Consider the following 19,760-nt stretch of genomic DNA (forward strand, 5'->3'; position numbering starts at 1 on the left):
TTATTAAATATATATGAATGAGGTGATTCCATGCTATATGTAGTAATACTTGTAGCGATATTACTATTGTGTCTAGGAATTCATCGATACTTCAATTTAGATAATTTAACTGTAAAATATCCTTCTATTATCTATTTAGTAATCAGCTTTATATTGTATTTTGTAGCGATTTTGCAATATAGAGTTGATTCTTCTATGTCGGAATTTTTAGCACATGAAATGTTAATGACGTCTATCTTCGGGCTATTAATATTTTGGACATTATCCCAAACTAACAAAACAAAAGATACTGTTGTTTATACAGTAATGATATTAATCTTATCTCTTATTGAGGTTATGACTACGAGTCCTCAGCTTGGGATTAATGCCACAGTAGAAATGTTTGTGGTACGTATTGTCCTAACAGCCGGTATGGCCATAGGTTTAGGAGGCTATGTTCTTTATAGACAACTTAAACGCCCCGTATCAGAAAGCTTCCCATTATTATATGTGTTAGCTTTCGCATTCTGGATTATGATCGCATATTGGTTATAACGTAGTAAATAGATAGAAAAGCCGGCAGGCTTAGGTGTAAATTCCTAAGTCTCCGGCTTTTTTGTTATGCGTATAAGTTAGTGGCAGGATAAGCAATAGAAATAAAAAAAGGGCATAAAAAAAACCAACTGATTGTAGCTGATCAGTTGGTTTATATCGTAAATTTATTAATTAGTGGATGTAGTTGTATCCGCCTGCTTGGCTAGCTGAGATTGTACGTGTAGTTACAACGCCAGGACCTTGACCGTAGTTCATTTCTGAAACGTTTACTGAACCGTCGCTGTTTACACTTTCAACGTATGCAACGTGACCGAAAGCACCTTGGCTAGTTTGTAAGATTGCGCCAGCTGATGGGTTGTTGTTTACAGTGTAACCTGAAGCTGCTGCTGCGTTAGCCCAGTTGTTAGCGTTGCCCCAAGTTGAACCGATTTTACCGCCAACTTTGTCGAATACGTAGTAAGTACATTGACCTACAGTGTATAAGTTAGCACCTGATGATGAACGGTTAGCGAATGTGTTAGTGCTTGTTTTTGGTGCTGAAGTAGTTGTTACTTTAACGTTGTTGTCTGATGTTGAGTATGAAGCACCTAAACCGCCAGTACGTGGAGCAGTTGCTTGTGTATTGTAGCTAGTGTAGTTTGTATAGTTATTGTTAGCTGTGTTGTTGTTATTGTATTGAGCGTAAGTGCCATAGTAGTTATTGAATTGATTAGATTTGTTCCAGTTACCTTCCCAAGTGTAGTGGTAGTTACCATCTTGATCAATTGTATATGAGTAGCTGTAAGAATAAGGATCGTTTGAGTTGTATCCGTTATTTTGTGCAGCGTCTGCATCGTGATTAGATAAAGTTAAAGCAGCGATTCCTAAACCTGCTGTAGCGATTGTAGTAGTAGCGATTTTATTCATGATAAAATATCCTCCTAAAGATAATAAGCTAAATTATTTTTTAAGTCTCGTGACTGGATTAACATTTACTAAATTTCATAATTTGTTTTGTTTGTTTCGTTCTCTTAACGACAAGACTTACTCTACCAAAAAAAATTGCACTTGTGTGGTTTGTTATCGTTTTGTAATTTAGTTCTAATAATTATGTATTTGGATGTAATAAGCATGAAAGTAGGACTATAGTCTTAGAATGTTGATGTTATCGCATTTTTAACATTTTTAATTATTTGTAAAGGATTTTCATATTACAGTCTTGTAATATAACAGAAAACTTTGAAACATAATTTCCAATGAATAAATGTTGCTTTGTAGTTAATATGACGGAGATTTATTTTTAAAATTCTGTCGAATAGATAGTCATCTAATTAAACACAATAGGTGGATGTTAACTATTAACTTAATGTAAAGTTAGGCTTTTCTTCATTAAATGGAAGTTTTTATCTCTTTGTTCTGCTCGAGTTGAAAGTATTGACTTAAGGAAAGAACAGATGTATTATTTAAGTATAAAAATTATACCTAAAGAGGTGAAAAAAGTGAAACTCGAAATTGGAATGACATCCTTTGCAGACAACACTGATATTTATACAGAAAATGGCATTCAAGAAAAATTAACAGCAGCAGAACGTATTAGAAACATCGTAGAAGAAATCCAACTTGCTGATGAAGTAGGGCTGGATGTATATGGATTAGGTGAACATCATCGTTCAGATTATGCAGTTTCAGATCCTGTGACTGTACTTGCGGCAGCAGCGACAACAACGAAACGTATTAAACTTTCATCGGCAGTAACGGTTTTATCATCAGATGATCCAGTACGTGTCTATGAACGTTTTGCGACATTGGATGCAGTATCTAACGGACGTGCTGAAATTATGGTAGGGCGCGGTTCGTTTATCGAATCTTTCCCATTATTCGGTTACAACCTTGATGATTACGATCAATTGTTTATTGAGAAGTTGGAATTATTGAAACGTATCAATCAACATGAGATTGTTAAATGGGAAGGCGGTTTGCGTCCAGCAATTAACAACTTAGGTGTATATCCTAGAGCAGTGCAAGAGGAAATTCCAATTTGGCTCGCAACAGGAGGCACACCAGAGTCTTCTATGAGAGCTGCAGAGTTCGGTTTACCGATTACCTACGCGATTATCGGTGGTAATCCTAGACGTTTCAAACGTAATATTGCAGTGTATCGTGCAGTTGCTGAAAACAGAGGCTATCGCGCAGAAGATATGCCGGTTGCAGTACATTCTTGGGGTTATATCGCAGAGACTGATGAAGCGGCACAACGTGAGTTTTACGCGCCGACTAAAGTCGCACATGATATCATCGCCAGAGAACGTAATTGGCCGCCATACGATCAAGCGCATTTCCAACGTGAAATCAGCGATGAAGGTGCAATGTTTGTAGGAAGTCCAGAAACAGTCGCAAAGAAAATGATTAAAGTAATCGAAGAATTGAACTTGAATCGTTTCATGATTCACCTGCCAGTAGGGTCTATGCCACATGACCGTGTAATGCATGCAATTAAATTATACGGAGAAAGGGTAAAACCTATTGTAGAGGAATATTTTAATAATAAATAAAGGAGATTGTATTATGTTATTACGTTATTTAAATAATATTAAAATCGCTAAGGAATTATTACAGGCTTCAGAGCCAAAATTAAAAGGTGACGCAGGTATGAAAGATACTTTCGCAAATGTGTTCGGCCTTGATTCTAAATGGGTAACAGTTGCAGGTACTTTAGAAGCAGCAAGTGGTTTAATCTATTTACTAAGCTTCGGCAACAAAAAAATGACAAATGTTGCTTCATTATTAGCAGTAGGTGTTTTAGGTGTTGCAGCTTACAAACACTACGAAGCAGGTCATGGTAAAGAAGGCGCTAAACACGCAACTGACTTATTGAAATTAGCTGCATTATCTTCAGCTGATACAATTTGCAGTAAAAAATAATAAATAATTAGTGTATATATGAATAAGGCTCAATCACAAAACTGTGGTTGAGCCTTTTTATTATGCTTGAGTATAACGTTTTAAATGTTTGGCAGTTAAGGTATCTGTTTGTAGGAAGTCTTTAGGCAAGCCGCTGAATAAGATTTGTCCTCCTTCTAAACCTGGACCTGGTCCGACATCAATGAGCCAATCCGCTTCACACATCATGGATAAGTTATGTTCAATCAGAATCACTGTATTCCCAGCTTCAATTAAATCATTGAAGCGATTCAATAGTAGAGGAATGTCTTCTTCATGTAAACCTGTTGTCGGCTCATCAAAGATATAAACATAATCAGTTGTCGGTTCGACTAAATGCTGACTTAATTTAACGCGTTGAATCTCACCGCCAGATAAGGTGTCTAGCGGTTGACCGAGTGCCATATAATTTAATCCAGTTTGGCTTAATGACTCTAATGCATCTTCAATTTCTTGATGCCCTTTAAAGAATTCTAAACCTTCATCTACAGTTAAGTTTAAAACATCCGCAATATTATAACCGTTAACTGTTGCTTCTAATACTTCAGGTTTATAGCGTTTACCATGACACACTTCACAAGTCTGAGAAAAATCAGCCATAAAGGCTAGTTCAGTTTTAATATAACCTTTACCGCCGCAATTGGGGCATGCACCTTTAGAATTATAGCTGAACATCGCTTTGCTTAATCCGGTTTGTTGGCTGAAGAATTTTCGTACTTGATCAAAGACACCTAAATAAGTCAGTAGATTAGAACGGCTTGAACCTTGAACTGCTTTTTGATCAACAAAGATAGTGTGTTCATTATCTTCAAATCCTTTTTTGACCAAAGTACTCTTACCAGAACCTGCGACACCTGTCATAACCGTCATGACTTGTTTAGGTAAATCAACCGTGACATCTTTTAAATTATTTTCTGTAATTGGTCCGAGATGGAAATATCCTGCAGGTTGACGCACGTCATTTTTAAGGTGATGTGGTTTTCTTAACGCATGACCTGTCGCTGTATCAGATTCTAATAATGCTGGATAATCTCCTTCAAATGTAATTTCTCCACCATTCTTACCAGAACCTGGTCCCATATCAATGACATAATCCGCTTCTTTAATAACATCAGGATCATGTTCAACAATTAAAACAGTATTGCCTTTTTCTTTAAGTGATTGTAAAATAATATTGATTTTTTGTATATCTTCAGGATGCAAACCAACACTGGGTTCATCAATAATATAAACTAAATCAGATAAAGGACTATTCAAATGACGGATTAATTTAAGGCGTTGTGCTTCTCCACCAGAAAGTGTTGTTGTGACACGGTCGAGTGTTAGATAGCTTAATCCTATGAAATCTAGGGCTTCAAGTTGTTTTCGAAGCGGCGCAATAATAAATTCTGCAGTTGGTTGATTCAATTGATCTAAAAAAGCCAAGTTCTCTTTAATTGTCATTTTAGTAAAATCAGAAATATTATAGCCATTGATTTTACAACTTAATACCTTTTGATTTAGTCTTTGTCCTTCACAAACAGGACATGTTTTAGTGGTAACGACGTGTTTTAAATGGCGTGCATAACGTTTTTTCGCAAAAGTTTTATCTCCTAAAAAGATACGGCTGAAACGCGGAATCAATCCCACATATTTCGCAGTTTTTCTCCATTCTTTCGGTGGATTTTTAAGCTTTGTCGGCTGTTGATATAAAAATAAATCAAGTTCTTCTTTGGTAAAGTCTTTTAACTTTTTATCATTATCAAACAAACCGCTGTCGCGATATGCTTTTCCTCTTTCTTTATCCGGACCGAAAGAAGGGAAGTCGATGGCACCTTCATTTAATGACTTATCCCAATCTAACAATTCATCTAAATTAATTGATTCAATGTAGCCTAAACCTTCACATTCTTTGCACATGCCTGATGGGCTGTTGAATGAAAAAACATCAGAATAGCCTACAAAAGGTGTGCCGATACGTGACCATAATAAACGCACAGATGCGTATATGTCTGAAATTGTGCCGACTGTTGAGCGAGAGTTGCCGTTATAACGTTGTTGGCTGATTGTCATCGCAACAGGCAGATGGTCGATGTGATCGACGCTAGGTCTAGGTTGTTGATTAAGATGAAACTGTATGTAACTTGAATAAGTTTCGTTTAAAAGGTGCTCTGATTCAGCAGCGAGTGTATTAAAAACGAGTGAAGACTTTCCTGAACCAGAACGGCCTGTAAATACAGTTATGAAATGTTTCGGAATGTCTACATCGATGGATTTTAAATTATTCTGTGTCGCACCTTTGACACGGATATAATCTTGTTTCATCTTTTCTTCCTCCTTGTTTGTATATGTGATACACATTCATTATGACATTGATTAATTGTATTCCCCAATATTCATTTATTACTACTTTTATTGCTTTTGATTTTTTGAATAGACAGTCATCCTATTAACCCAATTAACCTTAGTGAAAACTTTACATTCGTGATGACTGATTTCAACATTATGACGTTTACTATTTTGATTATTTTAGGAACAAAAATAGATTGTTATTTAATGAGAGTTGTAATAAAATTAGTTTATGTAGGGGCTTGCTTGAAATTATCAGAACAATTCACTAAACATCTTCGAAAAACATCAAGAAGGAGTGAATTTCACTATGAACAATAAAAACATAATTAATGATTTATCAAAATTCGTCACTGTAGCACAAAAAGTAAGAGAGGTCAGTGCTACAATTAAAAGTGAGTTTCAAATCACTTTTGAAGAACTCTTTATTTTAAACTACATTCACAGCAGTGAAAAAGAACGTACAGAGTTCAATGTAAAAGAAATCATTCAACTTTCCAACTTAAAACCATATTTTATTTCTAAAGCGATTCAAAAGCTTAAAGAGCGTAAACTCTTAACTAAAAAAAGAAATAAACATGATGAAAGAACCGTGATTTTAGTAGTTGATCCAGAGCAAAGAAAAGAAATCGAGGCTCTTTGTAAAGCGGTCAGCAAAGTATTTTAATCATAGGAGAAGTTGGGGAATTTAAGATTATTTCAACAGGCACAAAAAATTAGTAATAAAAAAGTGAGTTATTCATTGAGATAGCTCACTTTTTTATTTTTGTTTATTTTGTTCAATCGCATCTAACACTTGTTGGACACAAGCATCCATGTCCTTAAACACTTCATGTTTCTCCCAAAAACGTAAGACAGTATAACCCATTTCTTCTAATTTCTGATTCACTTCTTGATCTCTTTCCATATTGCGTTCTAATTTCGGTATCCAATATGAACGGTTCGTGTGGATTCTTTTTTGTTTAACATTTTCCCAATCATAACCATGCCAGAATTCCCCATCTACAAATACCATTACGTTATATTTAGTGATAGCGATATCTGGGGTGCCGGGTAGTTTCTTATAATTCTTAAAATAACGGACACCTTGGTGCCATAAAGCTTTAGCAAGTTGTGTTTCAGCTTTGCCGCCTGTGCCTTTGATTTTAGACATCATCTTAGAACGATACGCTTTAGATTCTGTCATATAAATTCACCTCATACATATAAGACGTTCTATATTGATATTCCCGAAAAAGCCTGTTGTTATGCAGCATCACGCAGATAATAACATAAACATACAACGATGATATTTAATGCTTTTTCTAAAGGGTAGATACATAAAGTAAAGAAAATAATTATATGAAACAGAAGGAAGGGATAGTTTGAAACAACCATTCAAAGTTCTGAGAGATATTGTACATTTAATAACGCCGACAGTAGGGGGCACTTTGGTAGCAAAATATGCGACAAGCAATGCACGTCAAGTTTATCAAAAAGAAAAGAACCCGCCGCTTTCACCGCCAGGTATTACGTATCCCATTGTCTGGTCAGGTTTGTATCTTGCGATGGGCGTCGCATATATGATTGCACGTAACGCAAGTAAAGATAAATCTGTACCGATTTCACACTATACACAACTTGGTTTGAATTTCTTATGGTCTGTATTGTATTTCAAATATAAACTACGTGGAGCAGCAATGATTGAAAGTTATGCTTTATTCGCATCTGTTGTCGTCACGGCAGTCAATTTCTATAAAGCAGATAAACGCAGCGGCTTGTTAATGGTGCCTTATGCATTATGGTGTGCATTTGCGAGCTATCTTGCGACAGGAAGCTGGATTTTAAACAAAGATCAATAATTCATGTCATAATAAAAGTTGAAGGAAGTGAATCATATGGCAACAACATCAGTAATTTTAGGTGCCGGCGGTCAATTCGGCATGGCATGGGAAATCGGTTATTTAAGAGGTTTAGCTGAGAAAGGTTTAGACTTGAGAGATGCCGATGAATTTGTCGGAACATCTGCGGGTGCACAAGTGGGCACAGTTCTCGCATCAGAAGCAGACTGGGAAACAATATGGGAAGAACAACTAAACTATCAAAGAGAAGCTGAAAATCCATTAACGGATGATGATTTAGCAGATATCTTTGCGCAATTTGATCAATTAGAGAAAAATGCGCGTACTGTAGAAGAATGGATTGATGGTATGAGTCAGATGGCTATGCATCCTAAAGTAGATTTGCCTGAAACAGAACGACTCAATATGATCAGAAACAGCTTAGGCAATGCGGTTTCGGGCTGGACACCTAAAATCAAAATTGTAGTGACAGAAGTAGAAACAAATCAACGTCGTGTATTTGATGAAAACTCTGATGTACCGTTAGTTAAAGCTATTGCGGCGAGTGGCGCATTCCAAGGGGCTTATCCGACGATTCAGCTGCATGATAAACACTATTATGATGGCGGTTCTTATTCTATGGATAATCCAGATGTCAGTGAAGCGGATAAAGTTGTGGTATTAGCTGCGAATTTACCAGTGAAAACACCTTATGCATTATCTGATTTAGTGGACCATATGCAAGAACGAGGTCAAAGTGTGTATACAGTCAAACCAGATAGCACTGTAATGAGCATTCTGGAAAAATATGATTATAATACAATGAATGGTGCATTACGTAAAGAAGTAGCTGAAGCTGCACGCCAACAAGGGCATGAAGAAACACAAGCGCTTAAAGCATTTTGGAACAAACAGTAACTTATAAAATTATGTATGTAAAAAGGACGGTTATCAAAGAATGAATAACCGTCCTTTAGTTTGCAATCAGGTGTATAACTTGATTGCTATTAATATTTTCTTAAGAAATCTACATCTCTGTCATAATGTTTTCTGACAAGTTGTTGTTGCACGTCATTTAGAATATCTAAAATTAAATCAGTTTGATGTGCAAGAATACGGATACTGATACCATGTGTCGCAAGTTCAGTAATACCGATTCTGCAGTCTTCTTGTTTCGCATAAGGTGCCATAATCTCATAAAGTTCTTCAACTGTTTCTTTATTCGCATTTGGATGAATGAAATAACAAGACCCTAGATGAGAATAACCTTCCATATAACCTAAAGCATCTACACGATTTTTATTTGGATCCAACAACAAGTTATCATAGACGACTAATTCACCGTCAACGAAAATTTCATTAAGCAGATGAAGATAGTCATACGTAAAGTGCGCTTCATCTGGAGAATAACCAGGCGTTAAGATATCGGTATAAAACATTGCGCCGGTTTTAGCCAGATGATACTGATTATGCTGATAAAACTTTGCATCTTTATAAGCTATAATCGGATCGCCTACATATTCCATATAAGCGTTATCTTCAATCGTGAACGTTTGGTACTGTTCAACATGGTCTTTCAATGTTTTGTAGATTTTTGTTGCACCTTGCGATGTGAGTGTCGTTGCCGCATTTTCTTTCACTTTAACATTTAAGCGATAACGGTCTCCATCTAAATAGCCGCCGCCGACATTAACAATATAGAATGTCGGGATATTTGAGCCATTTAAATAAATAGGGCGAATCACTTTTAATGCTTGTTCAAAAAAGATATCGCGTGCCACAGAACGTTCACCGTCATTAAAGACGGTGATATCTAACTGTCCTGTCCATTGCTTTTCTTCAGACATTACTCTAGTCCTTTAAGCAGCACATCACGTTCAATCCAGTTAATCACATTGTCTAAACCTTCTTCTGTTTTAAGGTTTGTGAATGTGAATGGACGATCACCACGGAAAGTACGTGTATCTTCAGCCATTTGTTCTAAAGATGCGCCGACATAAGGTGATAAATCTGTTTTGTTGATGATGAAGAAATCAGATTTAATCATACCTTGTCCGCCTTTACGTGGGATTTTTTCACCTTGTGCAACGTCGATAATATAAATTGAGAAATCTACAAGTTCTGGACTGAATGTCGCAGCTAAGTTGTCGCCGCCTGATTCTACGAAAATCAATTCAATATCTTCATGACGTTCAACTAATTCATCAATTGCCGCAAAGTTCATTGAAGCATCTTCACGAATTGCTGTATGAGGGCAACCGCCAGTTTCAACTCCGATGATACGATCTGCAGGAAGTACGCCAGAATTTACTAAGATTTTTTCGTCTTCTTTTGTATAAATATCATTTGTAATAACACCGATGCTTAATTCTTTAGAAAGATGTTTTACTACTTTTTCTACAAGTTCGGTTTTACCTGCGCCTACAGGGCCGCCGACTCCGATTTTAATAGGTTGAGTCATAAATCTTGCCTCCTAAGAAATAAAGATTCGTACATTCACTTTTTCATGTTCCATTTGATTGATTTCAAGTCCTGGTGCAGTGATGCCGAATTCAGATGCTTTAAGCTCAAAAATATGGTCGCGTGTTTGTTTCATAAAAGGAATCATCTGCGTCACAATACGTTGACCTGCAGTTTGTCCTAATGGAATGGCTCTGACCGCATTTTGAGTTAAAGATGAAACGTTTTGATATAAATAATAATCGATAATCATTTCAATATCGACACCGAGATAATGACCAAGCATTGTAAAGCAGATTGCTGGATGCAATTTCGCTTGTTTTGCTTGATATTGTTCGTGATACCAATGAATCCATTCACTATCGTAAAGTTCATCAGCTAGTTTCACCATACGTGTTCCCATTTGTTTGGTACCGACACGTGTTTCTCTCGGCATATTTTGAACAAATAATAAACGATCTAATTCTAATACTCTTTTTTCATCATTCTGATTCAGTGCTTCGTAAACGAAGCGCATCGCTAATCCATCCGCATATGTGAGTTGTTCACTTAAAAAGAGTTTCAACCATTCTTGGAAGGACTGTTCATCATGAACAGTCCCTCTTTGGATATAAGTTTCTAATCCGAATGAATGGCTGAAAGCACCTGTAGGGAATTGCGAATCGCAAAATTGAAACAAGCGTAAAGACGCATGATCAATCATGTGAATGTCCTATATGACGGAAGGCTTTGTTTACTTTGCGATCCTCACGTGAGTGGGGGATGCCTAATGATTTTAATAAATCTTCAACTAAATAATCGTATTGTACCAACATTTCATTTTCTGTGAATTGTGCAGGTAAATGACGGTTACCCAGCTGATGGGCAATATCTCCCATTTCTTGCAGTGAACGTGGTTTGATAACCAAAATATCTTCAGAATTGACATCAACCACGATACGGTTGTTGTCATCTTCATATAAGATATCGCCATACTGCAAGTCTACAGGGTTTTTTAAGCGGATTCCGATTTCATTACCGTGGTCAGTTTTGACACGTTGGATGCGTTTAACTAAATCAGAGTTTTCTAGATACACTTTTTCAGTGTGCTTTTGTTTTTCTTCAGGTGATAAATTGGCGATATTGCCAAGAATTTCTTCTACTATCATGAAAGCTAGCCTCCTAGAATAAGAAGTAACGTTGTGTTAATGGCAACTCTTTAGCAGGTTCGCTTGTGATTTTTTCGCCATCTACAAACACTTCATACGTTTGTGGATCTACGTCTAATTTTGGTGTTGCTGTATTGTTTTTCATATCTGTTTTACGTAGGTTACGGATATTTTTAACTGGACGGATTAAACGATGCAAGTTCAATTGACGTTGAATATCGTTCATATAAGCAATGTTTGATACGAATGTCATGTTTGTACCTGTCATGTTACCGCCAAGTTGACCGTACATTTTACGGAATTTAAGAGGTTCTGAGATTGGGATAGAACCATTTGCATCACCGTTGATTGCTGTACTGATCATTCCGCCTTTTAAGACAACATCAGGTTTTACACCAAAGAATGCAGGCTCCCAAATTACAATATCCGCAAGTTTGCCAGGTTCAATTGAACCGACATATTCAGAGATACCGTGTGTAATCGCAGGGTTGATTGTGTATTTTGCGATATAACGTTTGATACGGTTGTTGTCATTGTATTCTGAGTCGCCATCTAAATAACCGCGTTGTTCTTTCATACGGTGTGCGACTTGCCATGTACGTGTGATAACTTCACCGACACGGCCCATTGCTTGTGAGTCAGAGCTGACCATACTGAATACACCCATATCTTGTAATACGTCTTCCGCTGCAATTGTTTCTTTACGGATACGTGAATCAGCGAATGCTACGTCTTCAGGAATAGAAGCGTTCAAGTGGTGTGTAATCATAACCATATCTAAGTGCTCATCAATTGTATTTGTTGTGTAAGGTAGTGTTGGGTTAGTAGATGATGGAAGGACATTAGGATAGCTTGCTGATTTGATTAAGTCAGGCGCATGTCCGCCACCAGCACCTTCAGTGTGGTACATATGAATGACACGGTCTTTGATTGCTTTCATCGTATCTTCCATGAAGCCCGCTTCATTCAACGTATCTGCGTGTAATGCGATTTGAACATCATAATCATCAGCTACGTCTAATGCATGACTTAGCGCAGATGGTGTTGCTCCCCAGTCCTCATGGACTTTCAAGCCGATTGCGCCAGCGTGGATTTGTTCAATTAATGCTGTGTGGTTATGTGCTTGTCCTTTACCAGTGAAACCAACGTTGACTGGTAGAGCCTCAGCTGCTTCTAACATACGGTGCATATGCCATGGACCTGGAGCAACCGTAGTGGCTTTAGAACCTTCAGAAGCACCAGTACCGCCGCCGATATGTGTTGTAACACCACTTTCAAGCGCAACCCATGATTGTTCAGGGTTAATAAAGTGTACGTGTGTATCAATACCGCCAGCTGTTACGATCTTACCTTCAGCTGAAATGATATCAGTGTTTGCACCGATAATGATATTAACGTTGTCCATAATATCAGGGTTACCAGCTTTACCATATCTCATGATATAGCCGTTTTTAATTCCGATATCTGCTTTGTATACTTTATCGTAATCAATAATAACTGCGTTTGTAATAACAGTATCTGCAACATTACGGTCATCACGTGTTACGTTAGGATTTTGAGCCATACCGTCACGCACAGATTTACCGCCGCCGAAAGTAGCTTCATCCCCATATGACGCATAGTCTTTTTCTACTCGTGCAAACAAGTTTGTATCAGCTAATCGAATAGAATCGCCGACAGTCGGACCATATAAACTTGTATATTGAGATTGTGTCATTTTAAAGCTCATCGATCATACCCACTTTCTTTATTCGCATTTTTCATTCCTTCGTCGTCTTTAATACCAGCGTTCGGATGATCATCGTCTACACGGAAGACACGATCTTCATCAATCGGTCCATTAACCATTCCTCGGAATCCGTAAATACGACGATTACCGTTATATTCCACAAGTTGTACTTTCTTTTCATCCCCAGGTTCAAAGCGTACAGCTGCACCAGCTGGAATATCTAAATGTTTACCATATGCTTTCTCTCTATCAAATTTTAAGCCATCATTTACTTCAAAAAAATGATAATGAGAACCGACTTGAATAGGGCGGTCTCCTATATTTTTAACAACGATTACTGTTTCAGTAGAATCAGTACCTTTATTTATTTCTATTTCAGTACGTTTTACTATAATTTCACCAGGTCTCATAATATATAATCCCCCTTTAAATAATCGGATGATGTATCGTGATTAATTTTGTGCCGTCAGGGAATGTAGCTTCAACTTCGATGTCTGTGATCATATCTGCTACACCTTCCATTACATCATCCTTATTTAAAATTTGTCTGCCGTAACTCATAAGGTCGGCAACGCTCTTACCATCTCTTGCACCTTCTAACATTTCGTAACTGATGATAGCTACCGCTTCAGGATAGTTTAATTTTAAACCGCGTTTTTGACGTCTGCGTGCAACGTCATTCGCAATAACCAACATCAATTTATCTTGTTCACGTTGAGTAAAATGCAAAGTAATCCCTTCTTTCATATATGTTAAATAATACTAATCCATTGTAAGACTCGACTTATCGATATACAAGAAATATATATTTGTGGTGCCAAATATAATTGCAAATTAACAAGTTAAGGCTTGAATATACACTTTAATTAACCCAAGGGAGTTTTACCTTTTTTGGTACATTTTCAAACAAACGTTGTATTTTAATCTAAAAAAATTATAAATAGAGAGCAATAGGTTTTATTCACTATCCTATTTTGTTAAAATTATAACTGTTTATAAATTTTGAGAAATCAGGTGAAGGATCGATGCGTCAATTAGTCGACGTTGTATTAAAGAATATCTCACAAGTATTATTGTTAAATAATGCTTGGACAGGGCTATTCATTTTAGCAGGTTTATTTGTAGCAAATTGGAAAGTAGGGCTAGCAGCATTGCTTTCTAGTTTGATTGCTTATGTATTAGCACCTTATACAAATTATTCCAAAGAAGAAATCAAAGAGGGGCTGGCTGGTTTTAATCCAGTGCTGACAGGTGTGGCTTTAACCATATTCTTAGTGCCAGACATTAAAGGTATTGGTATGACAGCACTTGCGGTTGTATTGACATTACCGCTTGGTGCCGCATTTCGTCATTTATTATCGCGTTTTGACTTGCCGATGTTGACCATGCCGTATGTGTTTATCAGTTGGATGTTTTTATTTATGTCCTTCCAATTCGAACACGTCAATGCTGGGGTTAATATTTTACCTTCTACGGTACGTGAGATTACATTTTCACATCACGCGATTAACGGTGTGATGACTTTCTTAGATGGCTTTAGTGAAATTTTCTTGGTGAAAAGTACAGTAGGGGGCTTATTGATACTGATTGGTATCTTTATTGCTTCTAAACGTGCAGGTATCTTCTCAGTCGTCGCAAATATTATCGGTGTTTTTGTGGTAATGTTATTTGGGGCGAATCATGATGATATTAATACAGGATTATATGGCTATAATGTCATCTTAGTAATATTAGCTTTAGGGGTTACCTTTAAAGAAACCTCTGTATTTAACAAATATTTAAGTATGTTATTTGGTATTTTTATCACAGTGGTTGTACATGCTGGTTTAGTGACTTGGTTAAAACCTTTCGGCTTGCCAGTATTCACATTACCGTTCATCGTCGCAACATGGTTGATGTTGATGGCAGGTAAACCAAATGTGATGCCTGTTGAAAGCGAAACTGAAAATAAATAATCTATAAAGAAAACGGCTTACACAACCTGTTTACTGTGTAAGCCGTTTTTTCATATTATTTAGAAGCTGCTTGTTCGAGTTTTTCTTTTAAATCTTTACGCATGAATTCTAATGTGTAAGGGTCGTTGAACCAGTATGTTTTCGCATCTACTTTGATGACATGTCCTTCTTTAACTGCTGGAAGGTTTTTCCAAAGGTTTGTTTGAGTATATGATGGTTCAGCTTTGCCGGCACGTGTTGATACAATATAGTCGCCTGCATATTCAGGGATTTTCTCTTGTTTTATTTCTGCCCAACCATCTTTTTTAACTAGTTCTTTTTGTTTTTCTGGCATTTGTAAGCCGAATGCTTGATAAATCACTTCACCGCCACGACCCCAGTTTGGACCGTACGTATAAAGTTTTTTATCGAATTCATCTAATAATGAGATTGTTGAATCTTTACCGATTTTATCTTGAATCTCTTTACCATCTTTTTTAGTTTCTTTTTTCCAATCCTCTGTCCATTTTTTAGCTTCGTCTTCTTTACCTAATAATTTACCTAGTTCAATTTGTTGATCTAAGTACTTATGTTTTGCGTAGTCGAAAACTACAGTAGGAGCTGCTTTTTGATATTTCTTGATGTTTTTATCTGTTGAATAAACAATGATTAAATCTGGTTTTTGTTTGATTACTTTTTCAACATCTTCGCTGCCAGTGGCGCCGATTTTTTCAACACCTTTGAATTTTTCTTTTAAGATAGGGCTGTCATCGACTTGGCTGTTGACTGCTACAACGTTACCGCCTAATTTTTTTACACCGCCAGCGTATGTAGGTGCAACAACCGCAATACGTTTAGGTTCTTTCGGAATATCTACTTTCTTACCGTTATCCATTGTATATGAACGTGTTTCTTTTTTTGAATCTTTTTGATCACTGGATTGTTTACCGCATGCTGCAAGCACAAGGACTAACACAATCAGTGGGATGAGTAATTTTTTCATCTTTATATCTTCCTCCTAATTGAAAACGATTATCGTTTAGCGTTATTCAAAATTATAAAGGGTATTGGCAGAAAGCACAATATAAATTTCTAAATAAATCAACATTTATTATTTGTTTAAAATGAAAAACACTATGTTCGACTATTGAACATAGTGTTAAGTCACTAGAATAAGTTGAGTTCTGATTTGGCAATATTTGTGTAAGCCGCATCTTCCATTGGCGGATTATGCAGACCAGCACGCATGTCACGATAATAGCGTTGAAGCGGGCGATCCATTTCTAAACTTTTCGCACCGACAATGCGCATTGCTAAATCGATGACTTTCAAACCTTGATTCATTACTAAAATTTTACTTGCGGAAGTTTCATTCCAAACAGGTGCATCAGGGGCTTCATGATACGTACGGGCTGTAGACCATAAAAAGGCACGTGCTGAAAGTAATAACGACTCCATTTCACCGATTGATTGTTGGACAGTCGGAAGATGTCCGATAGGGTAATCAATACTATTCGGCTGATGTGTTTTGGCGAAGTCTTTCGCATAATCTGCCGCAGCTTGTGCAATACCTAAATACACACTTGGGATATGCAGAATCCAACCGTTCGGTCCTTTTGAACCGCCCGCAACTTCTACAAAGTTTTCTTGTGGTATATGCACATCTTCTAATACCAGGTCATGACTTTCCGTCGCACGCATGCCAACCACATTCCAAGTTTCAGCAACAGACACTCCAGGCGTTTCTTTTTCAACTAAGAAGAAACCGAATTGGTCTGTGGCTTCATTGTAGCCGCTAACTAAGAAATGGGTTAAAGCTGGCAACATTGAAGTAAAAGTTTTAACGCCGTTTAAAACATATTCTGAACCTGAGCGTTTAGCGTGTGTTGAAGGTTTGCCGCCACGTGTCGGACTTCCAGTATCCGCTTCACTCACCGCTCTATTAATCAACGCACCTTCTTGAATAGCTTGTGCTAATTGATCGAGTAGGTGAGGCTCCCATTTTTGTTCTTCAAATATTTGTCCTGCAGTACTTAAATGCCAACCGATAGATAAAGCTGTGGCACCATCAATAGAACCTAAATAACTTTGGATGATAACCATATCTTCAATTGTCGCACCTTCACCGCCATAAGCTTTCGGCAAGGTTAATAAGGTATAACCTTCTTTAACGAGCCAATCAATATTCTCGTGAGGGAAGCGGCTATGCGCATCATTGTATGCTGCATGTGCTTGAAATTCGTCTTTGACTGATTGTAATTTTGTTAACCATTTACGTTGAATCTCTGTATGAATTAATCCTGATTCTAACAATGTCATTCCTCCTGACGTTTGTTGCCTTGTTAAGTTTAGTGTATCACTCGGAATAGAGAGTTGGTAGTTTTTAGCGGTCTGCATTTGTTTTAAGAGAAAAGCTAGACATCATACAATTAAATTTCTGGTTAAATGCTTACTTTACATTTGTTGTGAATTTCAATTTAATAAGTAATATACATAAATTTTGGAGGTAGAACATGAAACAAATATATTTCAACCACGATGGCGGTGTAGATGATTTAGTGTCTCTCTTTTTATTACTACAGATGGAAGATGTTGAATTAATCGGTGTCAGCGCAATTGGTGCTGACAGTTATGTAGAACCCGCAGTGAGTGCGTCTATTAAAATCATTAACCGCTTTTCAGATAGAGATTTAAAAGTTGCCGCATCATCACAAAGAGGGAAGAATCCATTTCCTAAAGAATGGCGTATGCATGCCTTCTTTGTAGATGCATTACCAGTATTGAATGAATCACGTACTGAACAACGAGCATCGCAATCAGAACTTGAAGCATATGAAGATATAATAGAAAAATTAGAAGCGAGTAAGAAACCAGTAACCTTGTTATTTACTGGACCTTTAACAGATTTGGCTAAAGCATTAGAGGTTGCTCCGCATATCACAGAAAAAATTGAACGCTTAGTATGGATGGGGGGAACATTCTTAACGAAAGGCAATGTTGAAGAACCTGAACATGATGGAACTGCAGAATGGAATGCCTTTTGGGATCCAGAAGCAGTCGCAACGGTTTTTGATACAGATATTGCGATTGATATGGTTGCGTTAGAAAGTACAAATAAAGTGCCGTTAACAATTGATGTCAGACAAATGTGGGCAGATCAACGTGATATTTTAGGTGTAGATTTCTTAGGTGTTTGTTATGCTGCAGTTCCGCCATTAACGCATTTTGTGACGAACTCTACGTATTTCTTATGGGATGTCTTAACAACAGCTTCTGTCAGAAAACCTGAGTTAATACATGTTGAAGAAGTACAAACAGAAGTGATTACAAAAGGACCGAGTCAAGGACGAACTAAACGTGTTCAAGAGGGCGGCCGTACAATCAGATTAGTCGATGATGTGCACAGAGATGCATTCTTTGACTACATGACAAACCTTGCCGCAAAGGTTCGTGTCTAGACGTGTAAAATTATACAAATAAATGTTAACTTATCGTAAATTAAAGTTAACATATGTGATATAATCTTCCATGTAAGATTTTGAGGAGGTTATATTATGACAACAAAACATATCACATTTACTGCGATTATGACAGCTATTATCGCATTGCTTGGTCTGATTCCACCTATTCCGCTTCCATTCATGCCAGTACCGATTGTCTTGCAAAATGTCGGTATTTTTCTAGCAGGTATTCTTTTAGGCAAAAAGTATGGTACATTAAGCGTAATTGTATTTTTAATTTTAGCAGCGTGCGGTTTACCTGTACTATCAGGCGGTCGTGGTGGTATAGGAGTTTTTGCTGGTCCATCAGCAGGTTTCTTATTCTTATATCCAGTCGTCGCTTTCTTAATTGGGTATGCGCGCGATAAATCTATAGAACGAATCAATTTCGGTCGTTTATTTTTACCAACATTAATTGCGGGTGTCTTATTATTAGACATTGTCGGCACATTAATTATGGGCGTGATTACACATATGCCATTATCAAAAGCATTCTTTTTATCATTTGTCTTTATGCCGGGGGATATTATTAAAGCGATTATCGCATGCTTAATCGGTGCAGCATTATTGAATCACACACGCTTTAAACAATTGATTCGTTTCTGAGGTAGCAGAAAGAGGGATAAAGATGGGGCCGCTATCCATGCGATTAATTGATCAACCTGGAACGATTGCTTATGAAGATGAACAAAAGACGATTTATTTAACACCACAAGAACCTTTAACGTATTATACGAATAAATGGGTATATCATGACATGCCGACGTTTGAAACTTGGTTAGAAGATGTCAAAACACAAACACACGCACATTTCAAACAAGAGAGCCGCCATTTGGCATTTACTTTTCCAGAAAATACACCTTTAGATTCCACGTTTCGTACATATTTTGAACGAGAGAATTTTGATGTTGTGTTGTTAGAAATGTATGCGATCGAAGCACATGAGCTTGCAGGTGACATTCCAAATGGTTTAGATATCCGTTTTGTCGATATTTATCATTTGGATGATTATTTGAAAATCTGTCGTTATTTTTCACTGGATTACGGTAAAGACTACGCAGACGAAGTGGTTAAAACTTTAAGACAACAATTTGAAGGCGCAACGAATGTGAAGCGGGTGATTGCTTATAAAGATAATCAACCAGTCGGCACATTAGATATGATTGAATCAGAAGAAACGATTGAAATCGATAGTTTCGGTGTGATCAAAGAAATGCGTGGACAAGGAATCGGACGCGCTATGCAGGGATTTGTCGCAAATTATGCCAAGCATAAACCTTTGATTTTAATCGCAGACGGTGAAGATACTGCCAAGGAAATGTATATTAAACAAGGCTATACCTTCATCAGTTATTGTTATAGTGTGATAAAAGAGAATATATAAGCAA

The 19,760-nt window shown here is 37.1% G+C and carries 22 protein-coding genes; 10 read left to right on the forward strand and 12 right to left on the reverse strand.

The genetic code is table 11. The annotated features are described in order from the left end of the window. Positions 1 to 30: 30 nt before the first annotated feature. Entirely contained in the window at positions 31 to 534 is a 504-nt protein-coding gene (locus tag MUA87_RS03230) for a hypothetical protein (RefSeq protein ID WP_002479634.1), read from the forward strand. Positions 535 to 705: 171 nt separating this feature from the next. Here MUA87_RS03230 and MUA87_RS03235 read toward each other — a convergent pair whose 3' ends face one another. Next, positions 706 to 1,440 (reverse strand): CHAP domain-containing protein, encoded by a 735-nt coding sequence (locus tag MUA87_RS03235; RefSeq protein WP_023015016.1) that lies wholly within the window; start codon positions 1,438 to 1,440, stop codon positions 706 to 708. A gap of 572 nt (positions 1,441 to 2,012) precedes the next feature. Here MUA87_RS03235 and MUA87_RS03240 point away from each other — a divergent pair. Further along, on the forward strand, positions 2,013 to 3,065 hold the full coding sequence (locus MUA87_RS03240) for an LLM class flavin-dependent oxidoreductase (protein ID WP_037556060.1): 1,053 nt from the start codon (positions 2,013 to 2,015) through the stop codon (positions 3,063 to 3,065). Positions 3,066 to 3,078: 13 nt separating this feature from the next. Then, complete coding sequence (locus MUA87_RS03245; RefSeq protein WP_023015013.1) at positions 3,079 to 3,435, forward strand: DoxX family protein; 357 nt, start codon at positions 3,079 to 3,081, stop codon at positions 3,433 to 3,435. Between the two features lie 60 nt (positions 3,436 to 3,495). On the opposite strand, the gene MUA87_RS03250 is transcribed toward MUA87_RS03245, so the two are convergent. Beyond that, positions 3,496 to 5,757 (reverse strand): ATP-binding cassette domain-containing protein, encoded by a 2,262-nt coding sequence (locus MUA87_RS03250; RefSeq protein ID WP_060803648.1) that lies wholly within the window; start codon positions 5,755 to 5,757, stop codon positions 3,496 to 3,498. A gap of 334 nt (positions 5,758 to 6,091) precedes the next feature. On the opposite strand from MUA87_RS03250, the gene MUA87_RS03255 reads away from it, so the two are divergent. Continuing rightward, positions 6,092 to 6,448: a transcriptional regulator, SarA/Rot family gene (locus tag MUA87_RS03255; RefSeq protein WP_002479629.1), complete on the forward strand. Its 357-nt coding sequence runs from the start codon at positions 6,092 to 6,094 to the stop codon at positions 6,446 to 6,448. A 93-nt stretch (positions 6,449 to 6,541) separates the two neighbouring features. Here the strand turns inward: MUA87_RS03255 and MUA87_RS03260 are convergent, their stop codons facing one another. After that, complete coding sequence (locus MUA87_RS03260; protein WP_070863870.1) at positions 6,542 to 6,967, reverse strand: very short patch repair endonuclease; 426 nt, start codon at positions 6,965 to 6,967, stop codon at positions 6,542 to 6,544. Between the two features lie 178 nt (positions 6,968 to 7,145). On the opposite strand from MUA87_RS03260, the gene MUA87_RS03265 reads away from it, so the two are divergent. After that, on the forward strand, positions 7,146 to 7,622 hold the full coding sequence (locus MUA87_RS03265) for a TspO/MBR family protein (protein WP_023015009.1): 477 nt from the start codon (positions 7,146 to 7,148) through the stop codon (positions 7,620 to 7,622). 36 nt (positions 7,623 to 7,658) lie between these two features. Next, positions 7,659 to 8,519, forward strand: a complete 861-nt coding sequence (locus tag MUA87_RS03270) for a patatin-like phospholipase family protein (protein WP_060803649.1) — start codon at positions 7,659 to 7,661, stop codon at positions 8,517 to 8,519. A gap of 89 nt (positions 8,520 to 8,608) precedes the next feature. Here MUA87_RS03270 and MUA87_RS03275 read toward each other — a convergent pair whose 3' ends face one another. The 7 genes from MUA87_RS03275 to MUA87_RS03305 are packed head-to-tail and all read right to left on the reverse strand — an operon-like array spanning position 8,609 to position 13,667. After that, on the reverse strand, positions 8,609 to 9,448 hold the full coding sequence (locus MUA87_RS03275) for an urease accessory protein UreD (protein ID WP_262551290.1): 840 nt from the start codon (positions 9,446 to 9,448) through the stop codon (positions 8,609 to 8,611). Then, complete coding sequence (gene ureG / locus MUA87_RS03280; RefSeq protein ID WP_262551291.1) at positions 9,448 to 10,062, reverse strand: urease accessory protein UreG; 615 nt, start codon at positions 10,060 to 10,062, stop codon at positions 9,448 to 9,450. Before ureG ends, MUA87_RS03275 begins: the two co-directional genes overlap by 1 nt. A gap of 12 nt (positions 10,063 to 10,074) precedes the next feature. Further along, positions 10,075 to 10,764, reverse strand: coding sequence for an urease accessory protein UreF (locus MUA87_RS03285; RefSeq protein ID WP_002479623.1), 690 nt, complete (start codon positions 10,762 to 10,764; stop codon positions 10,075 to 10,077). Continuing rightward, entirely contained in the window at positions 10,757 to 11,209 is a 453-nt protein-coding gene (gene ureE, locus MUA87_RS03290; RefSeq protein WP_060803651.1) for an urease accessory protein UreE, read from the reverse strand. Before ureE ends, MUA87_RS03285 begins: the two co-directional genes overlap by 8 nt. Before the next feature lie 13 nt (positions 11,210 to 11,222). Beyond that, entirely contained in the window at positions 11,223 to 12,938 is a 1,716-nt protein-coding gene (ureC, locus tag MUA87_RS03295) for an urease subunit alpha (RefSeq protein ID WP_002479621.1), read from the reverse strand. Beyond that, on the reverse strand, positions 12,935 to 13,348 hold the full coding sequence (locus MUA87_RS03300) for an urease subunit beta (RefSeq protein ID WP_023015003.1): 414 nt from the start codon (positions 13,346 to 13,348) through the stop codon (positions 12,935 to 12,937). Before MUA87_RS03300 ends, ureC begins: the two co-directional genes overlap by 4 nt. 16 nt (positions 13,349 to 13,364) lie before the next feature. Continuing rightward, positions 13,365 to 13,667, reverse strand: a complete 303-nt coding sequence (locus MUA87_RS03305; protein WP_262551292.1) for an urease subunit gamma — start codon at positions 13,665 to 13,667, stop codon at positions 13,365 to 13,367. 296 nt (positions 13,668 to 13,963) lie between these two features. On the opposite strand from MUA87_RS03305, the gene yut reads away from it, so the two are divergent. After that, on the forward strand, positions 13,964 to 14,893 hold the full coding sequence (gene yut, locus MUA87_RS03310; RefSeq protein WP_002479618.1) for an urea transporter: 930 nt from the start codon (positions 13,964 to 13,966) through the stop codon (positions 14,891 to 14,893). Positions 14,894 to 14,948: 55 nt separating this feature from the next. Here the strand turns inward: yut and MUA87_RS03315 are convergent, their stop codons facing one another. Together MUA87_RS03315 and MUA87_RS03320 are read right to left on the reverse strand one after the other, a co-directional pair. Beyond that, positions 14,949 to 15,875 carry an iron-hydroxamate ABC transporter substrate-binding protein gene (locus MUA87_RS03315; RefSeq protein WP_002479617.1) on the reverse strand — a complete coding sequence of 309 codons (927 nt, stop codon included), beginning with the start codon at positions 15,873 to 15,875 and terminating at the stop codon, positions 14,949 to 14,951. A 164-nt stretch (positions 15,876 to 16,039) separates the two neighbouring features. Then, positions 16,040 to 17,185: an acyl-CoA dehydrogenase family protein gene (locus MUA87_RS03320; protein WP_083326792.1), complete on the reverse strand. Its 1,146-nt coding sequence runs from the start codon at positions 17,183 to 17,185 to the stop codon at positions 16,040 to 16,042. 200 nt (positions 17,186 to 17,385) lie between these two features. On the opposite strand from MUA87_RS03320, the gene MUA87_RS03325 reads away from it, so the two are divergent. The 3 genes from MUA87_RS03325 (at position 17,386) to MUA87_RS03335 (ending at position 19,756) form a co-directional block, all read left to right on the forward strand. After that, positions 17,386 to 18,330, forward strand: coding sequence for a nucleoside hydrolase (locus MUA87_RS03325; RefSeq protein ID WP_262551293.1), 945 nt, complete (start codon positions 17,386 to 17,388; stop codon positions 18,328 to 18,330). 96 nt (positions 18,331 to 18,426) lie between these two features. Beyond that, a complete protein-coding gene (locus tag MUA87_RS03330; protein WP_002479614.1) occupies positions 18,427 to 18,978 on the forward strand; it encodes a biotin transporter BioY in 552 nt (183 codons plus the stop codon). Between the two features lie 22 nt (positions 18,979 to 19,000). Next, positions 19,001 to 19,756 carry a GNAT family N-acetyltransferase gene (locus MUA87_RS03335; RefSeq protein ID WP_262551294.1) on the forward strand — a complete coding sequence of 252 codons (756 nt, stop codon included), beginning with the start codon at positions 19,001 to 19,003 and terminating at the stop codon, positions 19,754 to 19,756. Positions 19,757 to 19,760: the final 4 nt, after the last annotated feature.

The sequence above is a fragment of the Staphylococcus simulans genome (assembly GCF_025561465.1).
GTDB classification, from domain to species: domain Bacteria; phylum Bacillota; class Bacilli; order Staphylococcales; family Staphylococcaceae; genus Staphylococcus; species Staphylococcus simulans.